General features: G+C 59.6%; 18 protein-coding genes. 7 read left to right on the top strand and 11 right to left on the bottom strand.

The genetic code is table 11. From position 1 onward, the window contains the following. Positions 1 to 67: 67 nt before the first annotated feature. The 3 genes from D8U69_RS22110 to tldD all read left to right on the top strand — a co-directional run bounded on the left by D8U69_RS22110 (position 68) and on the right by tldD (position 6,253). Positions 68 to 3,871 (top strand): YhdP family protein, encoded by a 3,804-nt coding sequence (locus D8U69_RS22110; protein WP_130908123.1) that lies wholly within the window; start codon positions 68 to 70, stop codon positions 3,869 to 3,871. 71 nt (positions 3,872 to 3,942) lie between these two features. Beyond that, positions 3,943 to 4,791 (top strand): carbon-nitrogen hydrolase family protein, encoded by an 849-nt coding sequence (locus D8U69_RS22105; protein WP_056855021.1) that lies wholly within the window; start codon positions 3,943 to 3,945, stop codon positions 4,789 to 4,791. Positions 4,792 to 4,810: 19 nt separating this feature from the next. Continuing rightward, complete coding sequence (tldD, locus tag D8U69_RS22100) at positions 4,811 to 6,253, top strand: metalloprotease TldD (RefSeq protein ID WP_056855022.1); 1,443 nt, start codon at positions 4,811 to 4,813, stop codon at positions 6,251 to 6,253. Positions 6,254 to 6,301: 48 nt separating this feature from the next. Here tldD and yjgA read toward each other — a convergent pair whose 3' ends face one another. Next, positions 6,302 to 6,826, bottom strand: a complete 525-nt coding sequence (yjgA, locus tag D8U69_RS22095; RefSeq protein WP_008054354.1) for a ribosome biogenesis factor YjgA — start codon at positions 6,824 to 6,826, stop codon at positions 6,302 to 6,304. A gap of 108 nt (positions 6,827 to 6,934) precedes the next feature. Here yjgA and pmbA point away from each other — a divergent pair, with 108 nt between their 5' ends. Next, complete coding sequence (gene pmbA, locus D8U69_RS22090; RefSeq protein ID WP_130906268.1) at positions 6,935 to 8,281, top strand: metalloprotease PmbA; 1,347 nt, start codon at positions 6,935 to 6,937, stop codon at positions 8,279 to 8,281. Positions 8,282 to 8,403: 122 nt separating this feature from the next. Here the strand turns inward: pmbA and D8U69_RS22085 are convergent, their stop codons facing one another. The 10 genes from D8U69_RS22085 to D8U69_RS22040 form a co-directional block, all read right to left on the bottom strand. After that, positions 8,404 to 8,679 (bottom strand): HPr family phosphocarrier protein, encoded by a 276-nt coding sequence (locus tag D8U69_RS22085; protein WP_056855024.1) that lies wholly within the window; start codon positions 8,677 to 8,679, stop codon positions 8,404 to 8,406. Between the two features lie 15 nt (positions 8,680 to 8,694). Continuing rightward, positions 8,695 to 9,552, bottom strand: a complete 858-nt coding sequence (gene rapZ, locus D8U69_RS22080) for an RNase adapter RapZ (RefSeq protein ID WP_056855025.1) — start codon at positions 9,550 to 9,552, stop codon at positions 8,695 to 8,697. Between the two features lie 2 nt (positions 9,553 to 9,554). Further along, entirely contained in the window at positions 9,555 to 10,019 is a 465-nt protein-coding gene (gene ptsN, locus D8U69_RS22075) for a PTS IIA-like nitrogen regulatory protein PtsN (protein WP_056855026.1), read from the bottom strand. A 12-nt stretch (positions 10,020 to 10,031) separates the two neighbouring features. Continuing rightward, complete coding sequence (raiA, locus tag D8U69_RS22070; protein WP_007941242.1) at positions 10,032 to 10,340, bottom strand: ribosome-associated translation inhibitor RaiA; 309 nt, start codon at positions 10,338 to 10,340, stop codon at positions 10,032 to 10,034. Between the two features lie 74 nt (positions 10,341 to 10,414). Further along, the gene (locus tag D8U69_RS22065) at positions 10,415 to 11,908 is read right to left on the bottom strand and encodes an RNA polymerase factor sigma-54 (RefSeq protein WP_056855027.1); all 1,494 of its coding nucleotides are present in this window, start codon (positions 11,906 to 11,908) and stop codon (positions 10,415 to 10,417) included. A 180-nt stretch (positions 11,909 to 12,088) separates the two neighbouring features. Continuing rightward, the gene (gene lptB, locus D8U69_RS22060; protein ID WP_056855028.1) at positions 12,089 to 12,814 is read right to left on the bottom strand and encodes an LPS export ABC transporter ATP-binding protein; all 726 of its coding nucleotides are present in this window, start codon (positions 12,812 to 12,814) and stop codon (positions 12,089 to 12,091) included. Further along, positions 12,814 to 13,362, bottom strand: coding sequence for a lipopolysaccharide transport periplasmic protein LptA (lptA, locus tag D8U69_RS22055; protein ID WP_056855029.1), 549 nt, complete (start codon positions 13,360 to 13,362; stop codon positions 12,814 to 12,816). The genes lptB and lptA overlap by 1 nt, the downstream gene beginning before the upstream one ends. Then, on the bottom strand, positions 13,349 to 13,921 hold the full coding sequence (gene lptC / locus D8U69_RS22050; RefSeq protein ID WP_130908122.1) for an LPS export ABC transporter periplasmic protein LptC: 573 nt from the start codon (positions 13,919 to 13,921) through the stop codon (positions 13,349 to 13,351). Before lptC ends, lptA begins: the two co-directional genes overlap by 14 nt. A 7-nt stretch (positions 13,922 to 13,928) precedes the next feature. Beyond that, a complete protein-coding gene (locus D8U69_RS22045) occupies positions 13,929 to 14,453 on the bottom strand; it encodes an HAD family hydrolase (RefSeq protein WP_056855031.1) in 525 nt (174 codons plus the stop codon). Next, complete coding sequence (locus D8U69_RS22040) at positions 14,453 to 15,427, bottom strand: KpsF/GutQ family sugar-phosphate isomerase (protein WP_130906270.1); 975 nt, start codon at positions 15,425 to 15,427, stop codon at positions 14,453 to 14,455. The genes D8U69_RS22045 and D8U69_RS22040 overlap by 1 nt, the downstream gene beginning before the upstream one ends. 275 nt (positions 15,428 to 15,702) lie before the next feature. On the opposite strand from D8U69_RS22040, the gene D8U69_RS22035 reads away from it, so the two are divergent. Genes D8U69_RS22035 through mlaD form a run of 3 tightly spaced genes read left to right on the top strand, consistent with a single transcriptional unit; the run spans position 15,703 to position 17,776 of the window. Then, entirely contained in the window at positions 15,703 to 16,512 is an 810-nt protein-coding gene (locus D8U69_RS22035; RefSeq protein ID WP_056855033.1) for an ATP-binding cassette domain-containing protein, read from the top strand. Further along, the gene (mlaE, locus tag D8U69_RS22030) at positions 16,512 to 17,309 is read left to right on the top strand and encodes a lipid asymmetry maintenance ABC transporter permease subunit MlaE (protein WP_056855034.1); all 798 of its coding nucleotides are present in this window, start codon (positions 16,512 to 16,514) and stop codon (positions 17,307 to 17,309) included. Before D8U69_RS22035 ends, mlaE begins: the two co-directional genes overlap by 1 nt. Further along, a complete protein-coding gene (gene mlaD, locus D8U69_RS22025) occupies positions 17,309 to 17,776 on the top strand; it encodes an outer membrane lipid asymmetry maintenance protein MlaD (RefSeq protein ID WP_056855035.1) in 468 nt (155 codons plus the stop codon). The genes mlaE and mlaD overlap by 1 nt, the downstream gene beginning before the upstream one ends. Positions 17,777 to 17,782: the final 6 nt, after the last annotated feature.

Genomic DNA, 17,782 nt, shown 5'->3' with positions numbered 1-17,782 from the left:
GTCGTGATTTTTCCACAATGGCTGGCCTCAGCTTTTTGCAAAACATTTGCCATGGGAGCCAACTGACATGGAGCGTCTGACACGCATTTTGGCCGCACTGACCCGCTGGGGTCTGGGCCTGTGCGCGTTGGTTTTGGTGTTGATGGCGTTTTACGTCAGTCTCGGCCGGGAACTGACGCCGCTGGTGGCCGAATACCGCGCCGAAGTCGAAACCAAAGCCAGCGAGGCTTTGGGCATGCCGCTGCAAATTGGCGAGCTGCGGGGCGACTGGAGTGGTTTCGCGCCCATTCTCTCGGCCCACGATGTGACGGTCGGTGACGGCACCAATGCCTTGCATCTGGAAAAGGTGCGCGCGGTGCCGGACCTCTGGGCCAGCCTGATGGCCCGTGAAGTGCGCATAGCCCATCTGGAACTCAACGGCCTGAAGATCAGCCTCAAGGAACGCGAGGACGGGCAGTGGGCGCTGGAGGGCTTGCCGGTCAAGGACGATCAGCCGCTGGACCCCGAGCAAATGCTCAATCGCATGCAAATGATCCAGCGCTTGTCGGTGCTCGACAGCCAGGTCACCTTGCAACCGTTTGCTGAGTCGCCGCTGACCCTGACCTACGTCGGCCTGAGTCTGAAAACCGGTGCGGTTCGCCAGCGACTGGATGCCCGCCTGACGTTGCCGGACGGGCAGCCGGTGGCCATTAACCTGCGCACCCGCATTCGGGCAAGTCAGTGGAAGGACGGCGAAGCGCAGGCTTATGTCAGCCTGCCGCAGAGCGACTGGTCAAAATGGCTTCCCGAACGACTGACCCGACAGTGGAATTTCTCCGAGATCAAGGCCGGTGGCGAGGTGTGGGTCACCTGGGGGCAAGGGACGCTGCAGAGTGCAGCGGTGCGCCTGAATGCGCCGCAACTCAATGGCGCCTATGCCGAGCGTAAACCCGTCAAGATCAGTAACCTGGCGCTCAACGCCTACTTCCAGCGCAACGCCGAAGGCATGATGGTGACCCTGGATTCGCTGGCCATGAACCTTGGTGAACGTCGCTGGGAAACGCATCTGCAGCTCAAGCAAACCGCGGCCTCCGACAAGTCCGAAGAGCTCTGGCACCTGCAAGCCGACCGCCTCGACCTGACTCCGCTGACACCGTTGCTCAATGCCTTGGCGCCCTTGCCTGAAGGTCTGGCTACAGTGGTTGAACGGCTGAAGGTGACCGGAGGGTTGCGCAACGTTCTGATCGATTTGCGCCCTAACGCCACCGACGACAGCAAGTTCAGTTTCGCGGCCAACCTTGAGCAGGTTGGGTTTGATGCCTATCACGGGGCTCCGGCGGCACGAAATGTAACGGGCAGCATCAGCGGTGATCTTGGGCACGGCGAACTGCGCATGGACAGCAAGGATTTCATGCTGCACCTGGACCCGATTTTCGCCAAGCCATGGCAATACATCCAGGCCAACGCCCGCCTGACCTGGAAACTCGACAAAGAGAGTTTCACCCTGATCGCGCCGTACCTGAAGGTGCTGGGTGAGGAGGGCAAGATAGCCGGTGATTTTCTGATTCGCCTGTTTTTCGATGAAACCCGGGAAGATTACATGGATCTGCGGGTCGGCCTGGTGGACGGTGACGGTCGCTATACCGCCAAGTACCTGCCGACTGTCCTCAGCCCGGCGCTGGACGAATGGCTGCGCACGGCGATTCTCAAAGGGGCGGTGGATCAAGGCTTCTTCCAGTATCAAGGTTCGCTCAACCACGGCGCCGCCGAGACCGACCGCAGCATCAGCCTGTTTTTCAAGGTGCACGATGCCGAACTGGCGTTCCAGCCAGGTTGGCCACACGTCAGCAAGGTCACCGGTGATGTGTTCGTTGAAGACAGCGGCGTGCGCATCCTGGCCAGCAAGGGCCAACTGCTCGACACCCGGGTCAGCGACATTTACGTCAATATTCCCCACGTACCCCAGGGGCAGAACAGTCATCTGTTTCTCGACGGTGGGTTCGCCGGCGGGTTGGGCGATGGCCTGAAAATCCTCAAGGAAGCGCCGATCGGCACTGCCGAGACCTTTGCCGGCTGGGAAGGCGAGGGTGATCTGCAAGGCAAGCTGAAGCTGGATATCCCGCTGGCCAAAGGTGAACAGCCGAAAATCCAGGTCGACTTCAAAACCGCCAAGGCTCGCCTGAAACTTCCCGAGCCCCCTCTGGAGCTGACTCAACTCAAAGGCGATTTTCGTTTTGATAGCACCAAGGGGCTAAGCGGGCAGAGCATCACCGCCCGGGCTTTCGATAAACCGGTGAACGCGCAAATTTTTGCCGATGGCCGCGAAGGCAAGCTCAATACCCGGGTCGTGGCCTCGGGGCAGGTTGAAGTGAAGAAACTCACCGAGTGGCTGAGCGTTACCCAACCTTTGCCAGTCAGTGGCGTGATCCCGTATCAGCTGCAACTGACACTGGATGGTGCCGACAGCCAGTTGATGGTCAACTCCAGTCTCAAGGGCGTTGCCGTCGATCTGCCTGCACCTTTCGGCCTGACAGCAGAGGAGGGGCGAGACACGACATTTCGCATGACGTTGCAGGGCGCAGAGCGGCGTTACTGGGTGAACTACGGTCAGCTGGCGAATTTCACCTTTGCCGCACCGACGGGCAACTTTAACAACGGCCGTGGTGAGTTGTTCCTCGGCAACGGCGACGCGGTGTTACCCGGCGCTAAAGGCTTGCGTATTCGCGGAGTGCTGTCGGAGCTGGATGTCGGCCCCTGGCAGGATCTGGTCAATAAATACGCCGGACAGGATCCGGGGGGCAGTGCCAAGCAACTGCTCAGCAGCGCCGACTTCAAGGTCGGCAAGCTCAGCGCGCTCGGCACTACGCTGGATCAGGCTTCTGTGCAATTGACGGGCAAGCCGTCCGCCTGGGCCTTGCAGCTCGACAGCCAGCAGGCCAAGGGCAGTGCCACTATTCCCGATGCGAAAGCCGCGCCGTTGGTGGTCAACTTGCAATACGTGCGTTTGCCGGCACCTGATCCGACGGTACTGGCCGACGAAAACTCCCCGGACCCACTGGCCTCAGTCGATCCGACGAAGATTCCGGCGCTGGATATCACCATCAACCAGTTGTTCCAGGGCAACGACCTGGTCGGCGGCTGGTCATTGAAGATTCGTCCGACGCCTAAAGGCATTGCGTTCAATTCGCTGGACATGGGCCTGAAGGGCATTCTGTTGCAGGGCAGTGGTGGCTGGGAAGGCGTGCCCGGTTCCAGCACAAGCTTTTTCAAGGGCCGGGCCAGCGGCAAGAACCTCGCTGATGTGCTCAAGGGCTGGGGCTTTGCGCCGAGCGTCACCAGCCAGGAATTCCATATGGACGTCGATGGGCGCTGGCCGGGATCGCCAGCATGGCTGGCGACCAAGCGCTTCTCGGGCACGCTGGACGCCTCACTCAAAGAAGGCCAGTTTGTCGAAGTCGAAGGCAGTGCCCAGGCTTTGCGTGTGTTCGGCCTGCTCAACTTCAATTCCATTGGTCGCCGCTTGCGTCTGGACTTCTCCGACCTGTTCGGCAAAGGCTTGAGCTATGACCGGGTCAAAGGCTTGCTGGAGGCAAACAACGGCGTGTACGTCACGCGTGAACCGATCCGCCTGACCGGCCCGTCGAGCACCATCGAGCTTGATGGCACTTTGAACATGGTCGCCGATCAGATCGATGCGAAACTGCTGGTGACCTTGCCGGTGACCAACAACCTGCCGATTGCCGCGCTGATCGTCGGAGCACCGGCCATCGGTGGTGCGCTGTTTCTGATCGACAAGCTGATCGGAGACCGCGTGGCTCGCTTCGCCAGTGTGAAGTACACCGTCAAGGGGCCGTGGAAAGAACCGAAAATCACCTTCGACAAGCCGTTTTGAGTTTCTTTTTTGAAAAGGCGCTCGGCAAATCTATGGAGTAGCATGGCCGCATACGTTTCCAGGAGTGCGCCATGTCTGTAGCGGTGATTCAAATGGTCAGCCAGAGCGATGTGCTGGCCAATCTGGTCCAGGCCCGACGCCTGCTCGAACAGGCTGCGAAGGCTGGGGCTGTGCTTGCCGTGCTGCCGGAAAACTTCGCTGCCATGGGGCGCCGCGACATTGCCGACATCGGCCGCGCCGAGGCCTTGGGCGAAGGCCCGATCCTGCCATGGTTGAAACAGACCGCACGTGACCTCAAGTTATGGATAGTGGCCGGCACTTTGCCGTTGCCGCCGGTGGATCAACCGACGGCCAAGGTGCATGCCTGCTCGCTGCTGGTCGATGATCAAGGCGAAACAGTGGCGCGCTACGACAAACTGCACCTGTTCGACGTCGACGTGGCCGACAATCGTGGCCGTTACCGTGAATCCGATGACTATGCTTATGGCAGTGGCGTTGTGGTGGCGGACACGCCGGTTGGCCGGGTTGGCCTGACAGTCTGTTATGACTTGCGCTTTCCGGAGCTCTACAGCGAATTGCGTGCAGCCGGCGCGGAGCTGATTACCGCTCCATCGGCGTTCACCGCGGTGACCGGCGCGGCGCATTGGGATGTGCTAATTCGCGCACGGGCCATCGAGACACAGTGTTATGTGCTCGCGGCCGCCCAGGGCGGGACGCATCCGGGGCCGCGGGAAACGTTTGGCCATGCTGCCATCATCGACCCGTGGGGCCGGGTGCTGGCGCAACAGGATCAAGGCGAGGCCGTGCTGCTGGCCGAACGCGATAGCAGCGAACAGGCGTCCATCCGGGCGCGGATGCCGGTGTCCAGTCATCGGCGCTTTTTCTCGCAGGGCGCCCAGCGACCTGCCTCAGAACGATGAATTTTAAGGCGTAAAGCATATGAGCGAGTTGTTGTCCTCAGTCAGTGAACATCTCCTGGCGCCTGGCGGCGTAACAATCGAAAGCCTGCAAGGCGTACTCGGCGACCTGGCCGGGCCGGGCATCGATGCCGCCGACCTGTATTTCCAGGGGCAGATATCCGAGTCCTGGGCGCTGGAAGACGGCATCGTCAAGGAAGGCAGTTTCAACCTCGACCAAGGGGTTGGCGTGCGGGCGCAATCGGGAGAGAAAACCGGTTTTGCCTACAGCAACGCGATCACCCTGGAAGCCTTGGGTGCGGCGGCCCGTGCTGCCCGTTCGATTTCCCGGGCGGGACAGAACGGCACCGTGCAAGCGTTCACCACGCAAGATGTCGCTCAGCTGTACGCTCCGGACAATCCGTTGGAAGTGCTGACCCGCGCCGAGAAAGTCGACCTGCTCAAGCGCATCGATGCCGCGACCCGTGCCCTCGACCCGCGTATCCAGCAAGTGACCGTGAGCATGGCGGGGGTCTGGGAGCGGATTCTGGTGGCATCCACCGATGGTGGTCTGGCGGCGGATGTGCGGCCGCTGGTGCGTTTCAACGTCAGCGTGATCGTTGAGCAAAATGGTCGACGCGAGCGCGGCGGCCATGGTGGCGGTGGTCGTACCGATTACCGCTATTTCCTCGCTGAAGACCGCGCCATGGGGTATGCCCGTGAGGCACTGCGTCAGGCGCTGGTGAATCTCGAAGCCATCCCTGCGCCGGCCGGTACGCTGCCGGTGGTGCTCGGCTCCGGTTGGTCCGGCGTGCTGCTGCACGAAGCGGTCGGTCACGGCCTGGAAGGCGATTTCAACCGCAAGGGCAGCTCGGCCTACAGTGGGCGCATGGGCGAGATGGTTGCGTCCAAGCTTTGCACCATTGTCGATGATGGCACCCTGTCGGGGCGCCGCGGATCCTTGAACGTCGACGACGAGGGCACGCCGACCGAATGCACCACGCTGATCGAAAACGGCGTCCTCAAGGGCTACATGCAGGACAAGCTCAACGCGCGTCTGATGGGCGTCGCCCGAACCGGTAACGGTCGCCGCGAATCCTACGCGCACTTGCCGATGCCGCGCATGACCAACACCTACATGCTCGCCGGCGAAAGCGATCCGCAGGAAATCATCGCTTCGGTGAAACGCGGCATCTACTGCGCGAACCTTGGCGGCGGGCAGGTGGATATCACCAGCGGCAAGTTTGTGTTTTCCACCAGCGAGGCGTACCTGATCGAGGACGGCAAGATCACTGCGCCGGTCAAAGGCGCGACCTTGATCGGCAACGGTCCGGAAGCCATGAGTAAAGTGTCGATGGTCGGCAACGATCTGGCGCTGGACAGTGGAGTGGGGACGTGCGGCAAGGATGGGCAGTCGGTGCCGGTAGGTGTCGGCCAGCCAACGCTGAAAATTGATGCGATCACCGTGGGTGGCACGGGCGCATAAGACGTGAAGCTTCGGGTGAGTCGCCTGGCGACTCACCCGGTCAGAGATTCAGCGCAGACCGCGTTGAGTCTCGTCCAGCTCACGGATGTACTTGAAGATTTTACGGCTGGAAGCAGGAGGCTTGTTTTGCGCAACCTCGTGCTGGGCCTGTCGGATCAGGGAACGTAATTGCTGGCGGTCCGCGTCCGGGTAGTCGACGACGAATTTTTCCAGCACGGCATCGTCGCCGGCGATCAGGCGATCGCGCCAACGCTCCAGGTTATGGAAACGTTCGTTGTACTGGCGAGTGGAGGCATCGAGTTGATCGAGCAGAACCAGAATGGCGTCAGTGTCCTGATCGCGCATCAGCTTGCCGATGAACTGAAGATGCCGTTTACGCGCGATGTTCGCGGTGTGCTTGGGCGCATCGGCCAGAGCCCGGCGCAAAGCGTCGGTCAATGGCAGTTTTGCCAGCAAGTCAGGCTTGAGTGTTGTAAGGCGCTCGCCGAGGTCAACCAGAGCATGCAGCTCGCGTTTAACCTGGGATTTGCTTTTTTCTCCCGTATCGAGGGAGTCGTCGTAAGAATCAACCATGGTGGCCGTCCGCAAAGAAACGCCGCCATGATAACCAGTCGGGGGCCGCTTGTCCGGCCCGGTCGCTCGATGACCGTTACCGAAAGCAGAATTTGAGTGGAGAACAGCATGAGTGCAGTTGAAAGCGTCGGCCCACAAGCGTTGCCGGCACTGCAGGAACAAGTCGAGCAGATCATCGCTGAAGCCAAGCGCCAGGGTGCCAGTGCCTGTGAAGTGGCAGTGTCCCTGGAGCAGGGCCTGTCGACCACAGTGCGCCAGCGTGAAGTCGAAACCGTTGAATTCAATCGTGATCAGGGTTTTGGCATCACCTTGTATGTTGGCCAGCGCAAGGGCTCGGCCAGCACTTCGGCGAGTGGCCCGGATGCCATTCGCGAAACCGTCGCGGCGGCGTTGGCCATTGCCAAACACACCTCGGAAGACGAAGCGTCGGGCCTTGCAGATGCTGCTCTGATGGCGCGTGACGTGGAGGACTTCGACCTGTTCCACCAATGGGACATCACCCCGGAACAAGCCATCGAGCAGGCGCTGGCCTGCGAAGCTGCGGCGTTTGCCGCCGATAGCCGGATCAAGAATGCCGACGGCACCACCCTGAGCACGCATCAGGGTTGCCGGGTCTATGGCAACAGCCACGGTTTTGTCGGTGGTTATGCGTCGACCCGCCACAGCCTGAGCTGCGTAATGATTGCCGAGGCCGATGGCCAGATGCAGCGTGATTACTGGTACGACGTGAATCGCCAGGGCAGTTTGCTGGCCGACCCTGTCAGCATCGGCCAGCGTGCCGCGCAGCGAGCGGCGAGCCGCCTGGGTGCGCGTCCGGTGCCGACCTGCGAAGTGCCAGTGCTGTTTTCGGCAGAATTGGCCGGTGGCTTGTTCGGCAGTTTCCTGTCGGCGATTTCCGGCGGCAGCCTGTATCGCAAATCGTCGTTCCTTGAGGGCACCCTCGGCCAGAAGTTGTTCCCGCAATGGCTGACGATCGATGAGCGACCGCACCTGATGCGCGCCATGGGCAGTGCCGCGTTCGATGGCGATGGCTTGGCAACCTACGCCAAGCCGTTCGTCGAAAAGGGCGAATTGGTTTCCTACATCCTCGGCACCTATTCCGGCCGCAAGCTCGGCATGCCGAGCACCGCGAACGCCGGCGGTGTGCACAACCTGTTCGTCACCCATGGCGACGAAGATCAGGCTGCCTTGCTGCGACGCATGGGGCGTGGCTTGTTGGTCACCGAGCTGATGGGCCAGGGCCTGAACATGGTGACGGGCGATTATTCGCGCGGCGCGGCGGGCTACTGGGTCGAGAACGGCGAGATCCAGTTTGCGGTCCAGGAAGTGACCATCGCCGGCAACATGCGCGACATGTTCAAACAGATCGTTGCCGTGGGTAATGACCTGGAGCTGCGCAGCAACATTCGCACCGGTTCGGTGTTGATCGAGCGGATGACAGTCGCCGGTAGCTAACCTCAGCAGCCCATGAAAAAGGCGCGCCACCCATTGGGTGGCGCGCCTTTTTCATGGGCCTGACTCGGCAGAAGCAACCGTGGTCGCGATTTCGCAGTGTCGGTCAACGATAGGCTTGCCGCTTACTCGCCTTCGTCGAAGTAGTTGTTGATCAGTGCGACCAAGGCGTCCAACGCTTCCTGCTCCTGTTCGCCTTCCGTACTCAGGTAGATCCTCGTACCTTTGCCGGCAGCCAGCATCATCATGGCCATGATGCTTTTTCCGTCGACGGTGGTTTGCGGCGTGCGGCCTACCCTGATCGTACAGTCCTTGAACTGACCGGCGACCCCAACGAATTTTGCGGATGCCCGGGCGTGCAGGCCCAGCTTGTTGATGATTTCGATTTCCAGAGCAGGCATCGCGATGTGAATCCTTTAGCTGAGGTCGCGGTGGCGAACCTGGACGTTCTTCAGGGATTGCTGCAGGGTCTTGCCCAAGCGTTCGGTCAGGTAGACGGAGCGGTGATGTCCGCCGGTGCAACCGATGGCAATCGTGACGTAAGCGCGGTTACTGGCCGCAAAGCGCGGTAGCCATTTGAGCAAGTATGTGGAAATGTCCTGGAACATCTCCTCGACATCCGGTTGCGCCGCCAGGTACTCGATCACAGGTTGATCAAGGCCGGACTGCGCGCGCAGCTCCGGCTTCCAGTAGGGGTTGGGCAGGCAGCGCACATCGAACACCAGATCGGCGTCCACCGGCATGCCGCGCTTGAAGCCGAAAGATTCCACCAGGAATGCCGTGCCGGGTTCCGGCTGGTTCAGCAGGCGCAGCTTGATCGTATCGCGCAGCTGATACAGGTTCAGGTTGGTGGTATTTACCTTGAGATCGGCAAGGTCGGCAATTGGCCCGAGCAGGCTGGTTTCATCACTGATGGCCTCGGCCAACGAGCGATTGGCGCTGCTCAATGGGTGGCGACGACGGGTTTCGGAAAAGCGTTTGAGCAAGGTTTCTTCGTCGGCATCCAGGTACAGGACATCGCACTGGATATGCCGGCTGCGGACTTCTTCGAGCAGTTCGGGGAACCGCGACAGGTGACTCGGCAAGTTACGCGCGTCGATGGATACGGCAACCAGTGGTTGCACCAGTTCGGTATGGATCAATGCGCGCTCGGCCAACTCGGGCAGCAACCCGGCAGGCAGGTTGTCGATGCAGTAATAGCCATTGTCCTCAAGCACATCGAGGGCAGTACTTTTACCTGAGCCGGAGCGTCCGCTGACGATGATCAAGCGCATGATTAATGACCGTTTTGCTCGTCCAGGACTACCTGATACAAGGCTTCATTGCTCGGCGCGCTGCGCAGTTTTTCACGCACTTCCTTGCGGTCGAGCATGCTGGCGATCTGGCGTAAAAGTTCCAGGTGCGCATCGGTAGCGGCTTCCGGGACCAGCAGAACGAACAGCAGGTCAACCGGTGCGCCGTCGATGGCATCGAAATCGATAGGGGCATCAAGGTGCATCAAGGCACTGATGGGTGAATGACAGCCCTTGAGGCGACAGTGGGGGATGGCGATACCGTTGCCAAAACCGGTTGAACCGAGTTTTTCACGGGCGACCAGGCTCTCGAAGACATCCTGCATGGCCAGATCCGGCACTTCGCGATGGATGAGGTTGGCAATTTGCTCGAGGGCTTTCTTTTTACTGCCGCCCGGCACGTTCACCAGGGAACGGCCGGGGGTCAGGATGCTTTCAAGTCGGATCATGGGTAGGGAGTGTTAACGACCGGTCGCGCCCTGGAGGAGGCTCTGGGTCTTTTCCTTATGCTTTTTGAGTTGTTTATCCAGCTTGTCGGTCAATGCGTCGATCGCCGCGTACATATCGGTATGCTCCGCGTTGGCGACCACTTCATTGCCGGGAATATGCAACGTGGCTTCGATTTTCTGCTTAAGCTTTTCGACTGTCATCGTGACCTGCACGTTGGTGATCTTGTCGAAATGTCGCTCCAGTCGTTCGAGTTTTTCGCCGATGTAGGTGCGAAGAGGTTCGGTCACTTCCAGTTGGTGTCCACTGATGTTGACTTGCATACAGCTTCTCCTTCGTTGCCAGTGCATAAAGCGGCAGACCCGATGATCTGCCACTGGAACGCTGTGGCGTGGCTCTACATCAACCGCTTGCGTTCGCTCGAAGGCGCGATCCCGAGGGATTCGCGGTACTTGGCGACGGTGCGGCGAGCCACCTGAATGCCTTGTGCCTCCAGTAAACCAGCGATCTTGCTGTCACTCAACGGCTTTTTCTGATTTTCCGCGGCAACCAGTTTTTTGATGATCGCGCGGATCGCCGTAGACGAGCATTCGCCGCCTTCGGAGGTGCTGACGTGGCTGGAAAAAAAGTATTTCAGCTCATAAATGCCCCGGGGGGTATGCATGAATTTTTGCGTGGTCACCCGGGAGATCGTCGATTCGTGCATGCCGACCGCTTCGGCGATGTCATGCAACACCAGCGGTTTCATGGCTTCGTCGCCGTACTCCAGAAAGCCGCGCTGATGCTCGACGATCTGGGTGGCAACTTTCATCAGGGTTTCGTTGCGGCTTTGCAGGCTCTTGATGAACCAGCGAGCCTCCTGCAACTGATTGCGCATGAAGGTGTTGTCGGCGCTGGTGTCGGCGCGGCGCACAAAACCGGCGTACTGGGCGTTGACCCGCAGCCGTGGTACCGACTCCTGATTGAGCTCTACCAGCCAGCGCTCATTGTCCTTGCGCACGATGACGTCGGGGACGACATACTCGGCCTCGGTGGACTCGATTTGCGAGCCCGGACGCGGGTTGAGGCTCTGGACCAGTTCGATCACCTGGCGCAGCTCATCTTCCTTGAGCTTCATGCGGCGCATCAGCTGGCTGTAGTCACGGCTGCCGAGCAGGTCGATGTAGTCTGTGACCAGACGCTTGGCTTCGGCCAGCCACGGAGTCTTGGCGGGCAACTGGCGCAGTTGCAGCAACAGGCATTCGCCAAGGTTGCGCGCGCCGATACCGGCCGGCTCGAATTGCTGGATGCGGTGCAGGACGGCTTCGATTTCGTCCAGCTCGATATCCAGTTCCGGATCGAACGCTTCCAGGATTTCCTCGAGCGTCTCGTCCAGATAGCCCTGATTGTTGATGCAATCGATCAAGGTCACGGCAATCAGGCGATCGGTGTCGGACATCGGCGCCAGGTTCAGTTGCCACAACAGATGGCTTTGCAGACTCTCGCCGGCCGAGGTGCGGGTGGTGAAATCCCACTCGTCGTCATCGTTGCTCGGCAGGCTGCTGGCGCTGGTCTGGTAGACATCTTCCCAAGCGGTGTCGACCGGCAGCTCGTTGGGGATGCGCTCGTTCCAGTCGCCTTCCTCGAGGTTGTCCACCGTCGGGGCGCTTTCCTGATACGAGGGTTCCTGAATCTCGGTGTTGGGCTTCTGTTCGACGTTGTCGGCCAGAGGGTCGGAATTGTCGAAATCCTCACCATCTTCCTGGCGTTCGAGCATCGGATTGGACTCCAGGGCCTCCTGGATTTCCTGTTGCAGGTCCAGGGTCGACAATTGGAGCAGGCGGATGGCCTGTTGCAGCTGCGGTGTCATCGTCAGCTGCTGGCCCATTCTCAAGACTAGCGATGGTTTCATGGCAGGGGCTTAACACCTTATTCGCCGGCGCACATGCGCCATCCACTACAGGGCGCCGAAGCGCCAAACATAAGCAAATTATATGCCTGAAACTGAAGTGTTTGCCTAGACCGCTGTAACAATAAAAACTGGTTGATTTTTACTGTTTGTCGCGAACTGTACCGCCATGAGCTTCAGTGCTTACAGGCGGAACTCGTGGCCCAGATACACTTCCTTGACCAGATCGTTGGCCAGGATGGTGTCGGAGTCACCTTCGGCGATCAGTTGGCCATCGTTGACGATGTAGGCGGTTTCACAGATATCCAGTGTTTCACGGACGTTGTGGTCGGTGATCAGCACGCCAATGCCCTTGGCCTTGAGGTGATGAATGATCTGCTTGATATCGCCTACCGAAATCGGGTCCACGCCGGCGAAAGGTTCGTCGAGGAGAATGAATTTCGGGTTGGTGGCCAATGCCCGGGCGATTTCCACGCGACGACGCTCACCACCGGACAGGCTCATGCCGAGGTTGTCGCGGATGTGGCTGATGTGGAATTCCTGCAGCAGGCTTTCCAGTTCCTTGCGTCGGCCAGCCTTGTCGAGTTCCTTGCGGGTCTCGAGAATCGCCATGATGTTATCGGCGACCGAGAGTTTGCGGAAGATCGACGCTTCCTGCGGCAGATAGCCGATACCCGCCTTGGCACGACCATGCATCGGCTGGTGGCTGACGTCCAGGTCGTCGATCAGTACGCGACCCTGATCGGCCTGTACCAGGCCGACGATCATGTAGAAGCAGGTGGTCTTGCCGGCGCCGTTGGGGCCAAGCAGGCCGACGATCTGACCGCTGTCGATGGACAGGCTGACGTCACGCACGACCTGGCGGCTCTTGTAGCTCTTGGCCAGATGCTGAGCTTTCAGAGTTGCCATTACTGGGCCTTTTGCTCGTCGGTTTTCTTTTTCGGCTGGATCACCATGTCGACGCGCGGACGCGACTCGGTCACCTTGCTACCCGTGGCGCGACCGGCGCTGGCCAGTTTCTTCTGGGTGTCGTAGACGATTTTCTCGCCCTGGGTGACGTTGTTGTCCTTGTCGATGACTTTGGCGCGGTCGATCAGGACCACGCGATTTTGCGAGGCGTGGTACTGGATGGTTACGCCGTAGCCCTGCACGGGTTTGGTGTCGCCCGCGGTCTGCAGTTGCTCGAAGTAGGCCAGGTTGCCCACCGATGTCACCACGTCGATGTCGCCATTCGGAGCGCGGGTCATGGTCACTTTGTTGCCGGTGACCTTCATCGAACCCTGGGTGATGATGACATCGCCCGTGTAGGTGGCAATACCGTTCTTGTCGTCCAGTTGGGCGTCGTCGGCCTGGATGCGAATAGGCTGCTGTTGATCGTCCGGCAGAGCCCAGGCGCTCACGCTTCCCAGTGCAGCGCTCAGACTGAGCAAAATAGGGAGGGTTTTAACGAGCCTCATACTGTCCTCTTACGTTCGATAGCAGGTGTATCCTGCTTTCTTTCAAATACGCTTTCATTCCCTTGCCAGTCGATACACCGCCAGCGCCGTCGATTCTAACGGGTTGCTCGGTCTGCGCATATTGCTGCTGCGGGAACACCGTCATACGAGTGGTGGTGATCAGGGTTCTGCGGTTTTTCTCATCGAAACGGGTGATGCGTACCGAGTCGATCAGTTCGACCTCGGTGCCGTCTGGATTGACTTCACCCTTATCGCTCTGGACATGCCACGGAAACTGCGTGCCGCGGAACATGTTCAGGTCCGGATTGGTCAGTAGCGTTACTTCAGTCGCTTTCAGGTGCTCGACCTTGTCCGAAGTCATTTCATACTGCAACTTGCCATCGGGCAGGAACTGCACGCTATGGGCATTGATGGCGTAGTAATCAATTGCGCTGTTATCGACCTGCACGACCGGCTTGTCGAGGAAGCGTTCCGGGCTGATGTTCCAATAGCCGACCGCGGCGAAAATCGCCGTGATGCAGCCGAACAGCAGTATGTTGCGTATTTTTTTGCTCAGCATGTTTGGCTCACAGGTACGCGGCGTTGGCCGCATCGAGGCGGCCCTGGGCGCGCAGGATCAGTTCGCAGAATTCACGGGCGGCACCTTCTCCACCGCGGGCCATCGTGACGCCGTGGGCGTGCTCGCGCACGAAGCTGGCGGCATTGGCCACAGCCATGCCCAAACCGACGCGGCGAATCACCGGCAGGTCCGGCAGGTCGTCACCGAGGTAGGCGACCTGTTCATAGCTTAAGCCTAATTGCTCAAGAAGACCGTCGAGAACCACCAGTTTGTCTTCGCGCCCCTGGAACAGATGAGGAATGCCGAGGTTTTTTGCCCGACGTTCGACCACCGGGGTCTTGCGGCCGCTGATGATGGCGGTCTGTACGCCGGCGTTCATCAGCATTTTGATGCCTTGCCCGTCGAGCGTATTGAATGTCTTGAATTCACTGCCATCTTCAAGGAAATACAGGCGACCGTCGGTGAGAACGCCGTCGACGTCGAAAACCGCCAGTTTGATTGCCTGGCCGCGTTGCAACAGGTCGGTACTCATTACATTACCCCCGCGCGCAGCAAGTCGTGCATGTTCAAGGCGCCGACCGGACGGTCTTCGTCGTCAACCACGACCAGTGCGTTGATCTTGTGGTCTTCCATGATTTTCAGGGCCTCGGCGGCGAGCATTTCGGCGCGGGCAGTCTTGCCGTGGGCGGTCATGACCTGATCGATCGTGACGCTATGGATGTCGATGCTGCGGTCCAGGGTGCGGCGCAAATCACCGTCGGTAAAGATCCCGGCCAGTTTGCCATTGGTTTCAAGGATCACCGTCATGCCCAGACCCTTGCGGGTCATTTCCATCAATGCATCCTTGAGCAGGGTGCCGCGCTGGACCTGTGGGAGCTCCTGACCGGCGTGCATGACGTTGTCCACTTTCAGCAGCAGGCGTCGGCCCAGGGCGCCGCCCGGGTGCGAGAACGCGAAATCTTCAGCGGTAAAGCCGCGGGCTTCAAGCAAGGCAACGGCCAGGGCATCGCCCATGACCAGTGCGGCGGTCGTCGATGAAGTCGGCGCCAGGTTCAGCGGGCAGGCTTCGTGCTCGACGTGAACATTCAGGTTCACCTCGGCGGCCTTGGCCAGCGGCGAGTCAGGGTTGCCGGTCATGCTGATCAGCTGGATGCCCAGGCGCTTGATCAGTGGCAGCAGGGTGACGATTTCATTGGTCGAGCCGGAGTTCGACAGCGCGAGAATGATGTCGTCCCGGGTGATCATGCCCATGTCGCCATGGCTGGCTTCGGCGGGGTGGACAAAAAATGCCGTGGTGCCGGTGCTGGCCAGGGTGGCGGCGATCTTGTTGCCGATGTGCCCCGACTTGCCCATGCCGACCACGACTACGCGGCCTTTGCTGGCCAGAATCATCTCGCAGGCGCGTACGAAATCCGCATCGATTTGTGGCAGCAAGCCTTGTACGGCTTCCACTTCGAGGCGAATGGTGCGTTGGGCGGATTGAATCAGGTCGCTGGATTGGCTCATGTCAGAAATCGTTTAGCCTGATGAAAAGGCGGCGATTATAGCGGTTATGATCGAAACCCTCACGCAAGTTCGTCGCGCATTGTCATTCCTTGTTACTCAATCCCTCTAAATGACGCGTCATGGCGGGCATGTGACCGAATATGGCCCGGCTTTGGCCTTGGGCGCGTGACCATTGCAGTGATATAGTTCGCCGCCAGTTCGGCCCGCCCGAGAGGCATGTGCTTTCGTCAGAAAGTCAGGCGTCCGAGTGAGAGGCTGCATCGCAAGGAGTTTAGATGAGTGCCGATAACGCCTACGCGGTCGAGCTGAAGGGACTGACCTTCAAGCGCGGTGCGCGCAGCATTTTCAATAACGTCGATATCCGTATTCCCCGCGGCAAGGTCACCGGCATCATGGGACCTTCCGGGTGTGGCAAGACTACGCTGTTGCGGTTGATGGGCGCACAATTGCGGCCCAATAGCGGCGAAGTCTGGGTCAATGGGCAGAACCTGCCGACGCTGTCGCGCAGCGATCTGTTCGATGCCCGCAAGCACATGGGCGTGCTGTTCCAGAGTGGCGCACTGTTTACCGATCTCGATGTATTCGAGAACGTGGCTTTTCCACTGCGCGTTCACACCGAGCTGCCGGAAGAAATGATCCGGGATATCGTCCTGCTCAAATTGCAGGCCGTAGGTTTGCGCGGTGCCATCGACCTGATGCCCGACGAACTGTCCGGCGGCATGAAGCGTCGTGTCGCGCTGGCGCGGGCCATTGCGCTCGATCCCCAGATTCTCATGTATGACGAGCCCTTCGTTGGCCAGGACCCGATCGCCATGGGCGTATTGGTGCGCCTGATCCGCTTGCTCAATGATGCCTTGGGCATCACCAGTATCGTGGTTTCCCACGACCTGGCCGAAACCGCGAGCATTGCCGACTACATCTATGTAGTGGGCGACGGGCAGGTGCTGGGGCAGGGCACGCCGGACGAACTGATGAACTCGGACGACCCGCGCATCCGTCAATTCATGACCGGTGAACCCGATGGTCCGGTCGCGTACCACTTTCCAGCGACGGATTACCGCGCAGATCTTCTGGGGAAGCGTTGATGCGCAAGATTTCACTTTTAGAACGAGTGCGCCGGTTCGGCCATGCCGGCATCGATGTGCTGGCGGTGTTCGGGCGCTCGACGCTGTTTCTGTTTCACGCACTGCTGGGTCGCGGCGGTATCGGCGGCGGTTTCGGTCTGCTGGTCAAGCAACTGCATTCGGTAGGCGTGATGTCCCTGGTGATCATTGTGGTCTCCGGGGTGTTCATCGGTATGGTGCTGGCGCTGCAAGGCTTCAACATTCTGTCCAGCTACGGCTCGGAACAGGCGGTAGGGCAGATGGTCGCGCTGACGCTTTTGCGTGAGCTGGGGCCGGTCGTGACCGCGTTGCTGTTTGCCGGGCGAGCCGGATCGGCGCTGACAGCCGAGATCGGCAACATGAAATCCACCGAACAGCTTTCCAGCCTGGAAATGATCGGTGTCGACCCGCTCAAGTACATCATTGCCCCGCGCCTGTGGGCCGGCTTCATTTCCCTGCCGGTGCTGGCGATGATTTTCAGCGTGGTGGGCATCTGGGGTGGTTCGTGGGTGGCTGTCGACTGGCTGGGTGTCTACGAGGGCTCCTACTGGTCGAACATGCAGAACAGTGTGACCTTCACTGACGATGTGCTCAACGGCATCATCAAAAGCATCGTATTTGCCTTCGTCGTGACCTGGATCGCCGTATTCCAAGGCTATGACTGCGAGCCCACTTCCGAGGGGATCAGTCGTGCCACTACCAAGACCGTGGTCTATGCCTCGTTGGCAGTCCTCGGTCTGGACTTTATTCTGACCGCCTTGATGTTTGGAGATTTCTGATGCAAAACCGCACCCTGGAAATCGGTGTCGGCCTTTTCTTGCTGGCTGGCATCCTGGCTTTGTTGCTGCTGGCATTGCGGGTCAGTGGCCTGTCCCCGAGCCCGAGCACCGATACCTATAAACTTTATGCGTATTTCGACAATATCGCCGGTTTGACGGTCAGAGCTAAAGTGACCATGGCCGGTGTCACTATCGGCAAGGTCACAGCGATCGATCTGGACCGCGACAGTTTCACCGGTCGGGTGACCATGCAGCTGGAAAAGCGTGTAGATAATCTGCCGGCTGATTCCACTGCATCTATCCTGACCGCTGGCCTGTTGGGCGAGAAGTACATCGGTATCAGCGTGGGCGGGGAAGAAGCGTTGCTCAAGGATGGCGGGACCATCCATGACACGCAGTCGTCGCTGGTGCTCGAGGACCTGATCGGTAAGTTCCTGCTCAATACCGTTAGCAAAGACCCCAAATGAGGAATT

The sequence above is a fragment of the Pseudomonas sp. Sample_16 genome, from assembly GCF_004307665.1.
Lineage (GTDB): Bacteria > Pseudomonadota > Gammaproteobacteria > Pseudomonadales > Pseudomonadaceae > Aquipseudomonas.
Note: the sequence above shows the minus strand (reverse complement) of the source record. Positions and strands in the feature narration are given on the sequence as shown.

Coding starts and splice junctions, on each gene's coding strand:
- rapZ (WP_056855025.1), bottom strand. CDS start 9,552: ATGCGCTTGATCATCGTCAGCGGACGCTCCGGCTCAGGTAAAAGTACT.
- pmbA (WP_130906268.1), top strand. CDS start 6,935: ATGAGTGCAGTTGAAAGCGTCGGCCCACAAGCGTTGCCGGCACTGCAG.
- ptsN (WP_056855026.1), bottom strand. CDS start 10,019: ATGATCCGACTTGAAAGCATCCTGACCCCCGGCCGTTCCCTGGTGAAC.
- D8U69_RS22110 (WP_130908123.1), top strand. CDS start 68: ATGGAGCGTCTGACACGCATTTTGGCCGCACTGACCCGCTGGGGTCTG.
- yjgA (WP_008054354.1), bottom strand. CDS start 6,826: ATGGTTGATTCTTACGACGACTCCCTCGATACGGGAGAAAAAAGCAAA.
- lptC (WP_130908122.1), bottom strand. CDS start 13,921: ATGCTGAGCAAAAAAATACGCAACATACTGCTGTTCGGCTGCATCACG.
- raiA (WP_007941242.1), bottom strand. CDS start 10,340: ATGCAAGTCAACATCAGTGGACACCAACTGGAAGTGACCGAACCTCTT.
- mlaD (WP_056855035.1), top strand. CDS start 17,309: ATGCAAAACCGCACCCTGGAAATCGGTGTCGGCCTTTTCTTGCTGGCT.
- lptB (WP_056855028.1), bottom strand. CDS start 12,814: ATGGCAACTCTGAAAGCTCAGCATCTGGCCAAGAGCTACAAGAGCCGC.
- lptA (WP_056855029.1), bottom strand. CDS start 13,362: ATGAGGCTCGTTAAAACCCTCCCTATTTTGCTCAGTCTGAGCGCTGCA.
- D8U69_RS22035 (WP_056855033.1), top strand. CDS start 15,703: ATGAGTGCCGATAACGCCTACGCGGTCGAGCTGAAGGGACTGACCTTC.
- D8U69_RS22105 (WP_056855021.1), top strand. CDS start 3,943: ATGTCTGTAGCGGTGATTCAAATGGTCAGCCAGAGCGATGTGCTGGCC.
- tldD (WP_056855022.1), top strand. CDS start 4,811: ATGAGCGAGTTGTTGTCCTCAGTCAGTGAACATCTCCTGGCGCCTGGC.
- D8U69_RS22045 (WP_056855031.1), bottom strand. CDS start 14,453: ATGAGTACCGACCTGTTGCAACGCGGCCAGGCAATCAAACTGGCGGTT.
- D8U69_RS22040 (WP_130906270.1), bottom strand. CDS start 15,427: ATGAGCCAATCCAGCGACCTGATTCAATCCGCCCAACGCACCATTCGC.
- mlaE (WP_056855034.1), top strand. CDS start 16,512: ATGCGCAAGATTTCACTTTTAGAACGAGTGCGCCGGTTCGGCCATGCC.
- D8U69_RS22065 (WP_056855027.1), bottom strand. CDS start 11,908: ATGAAACCATCGCTAGTCTTGAGAATGGGCCAGCAGCTGACGATGACA.
- D8U69_RS22085 (WP_056855024.1), bottom strand. CDS start 8,679: ATGCCTGCTCTGGAAATCGAAATCATCAACAAGCTGGGCCTGCACGCC.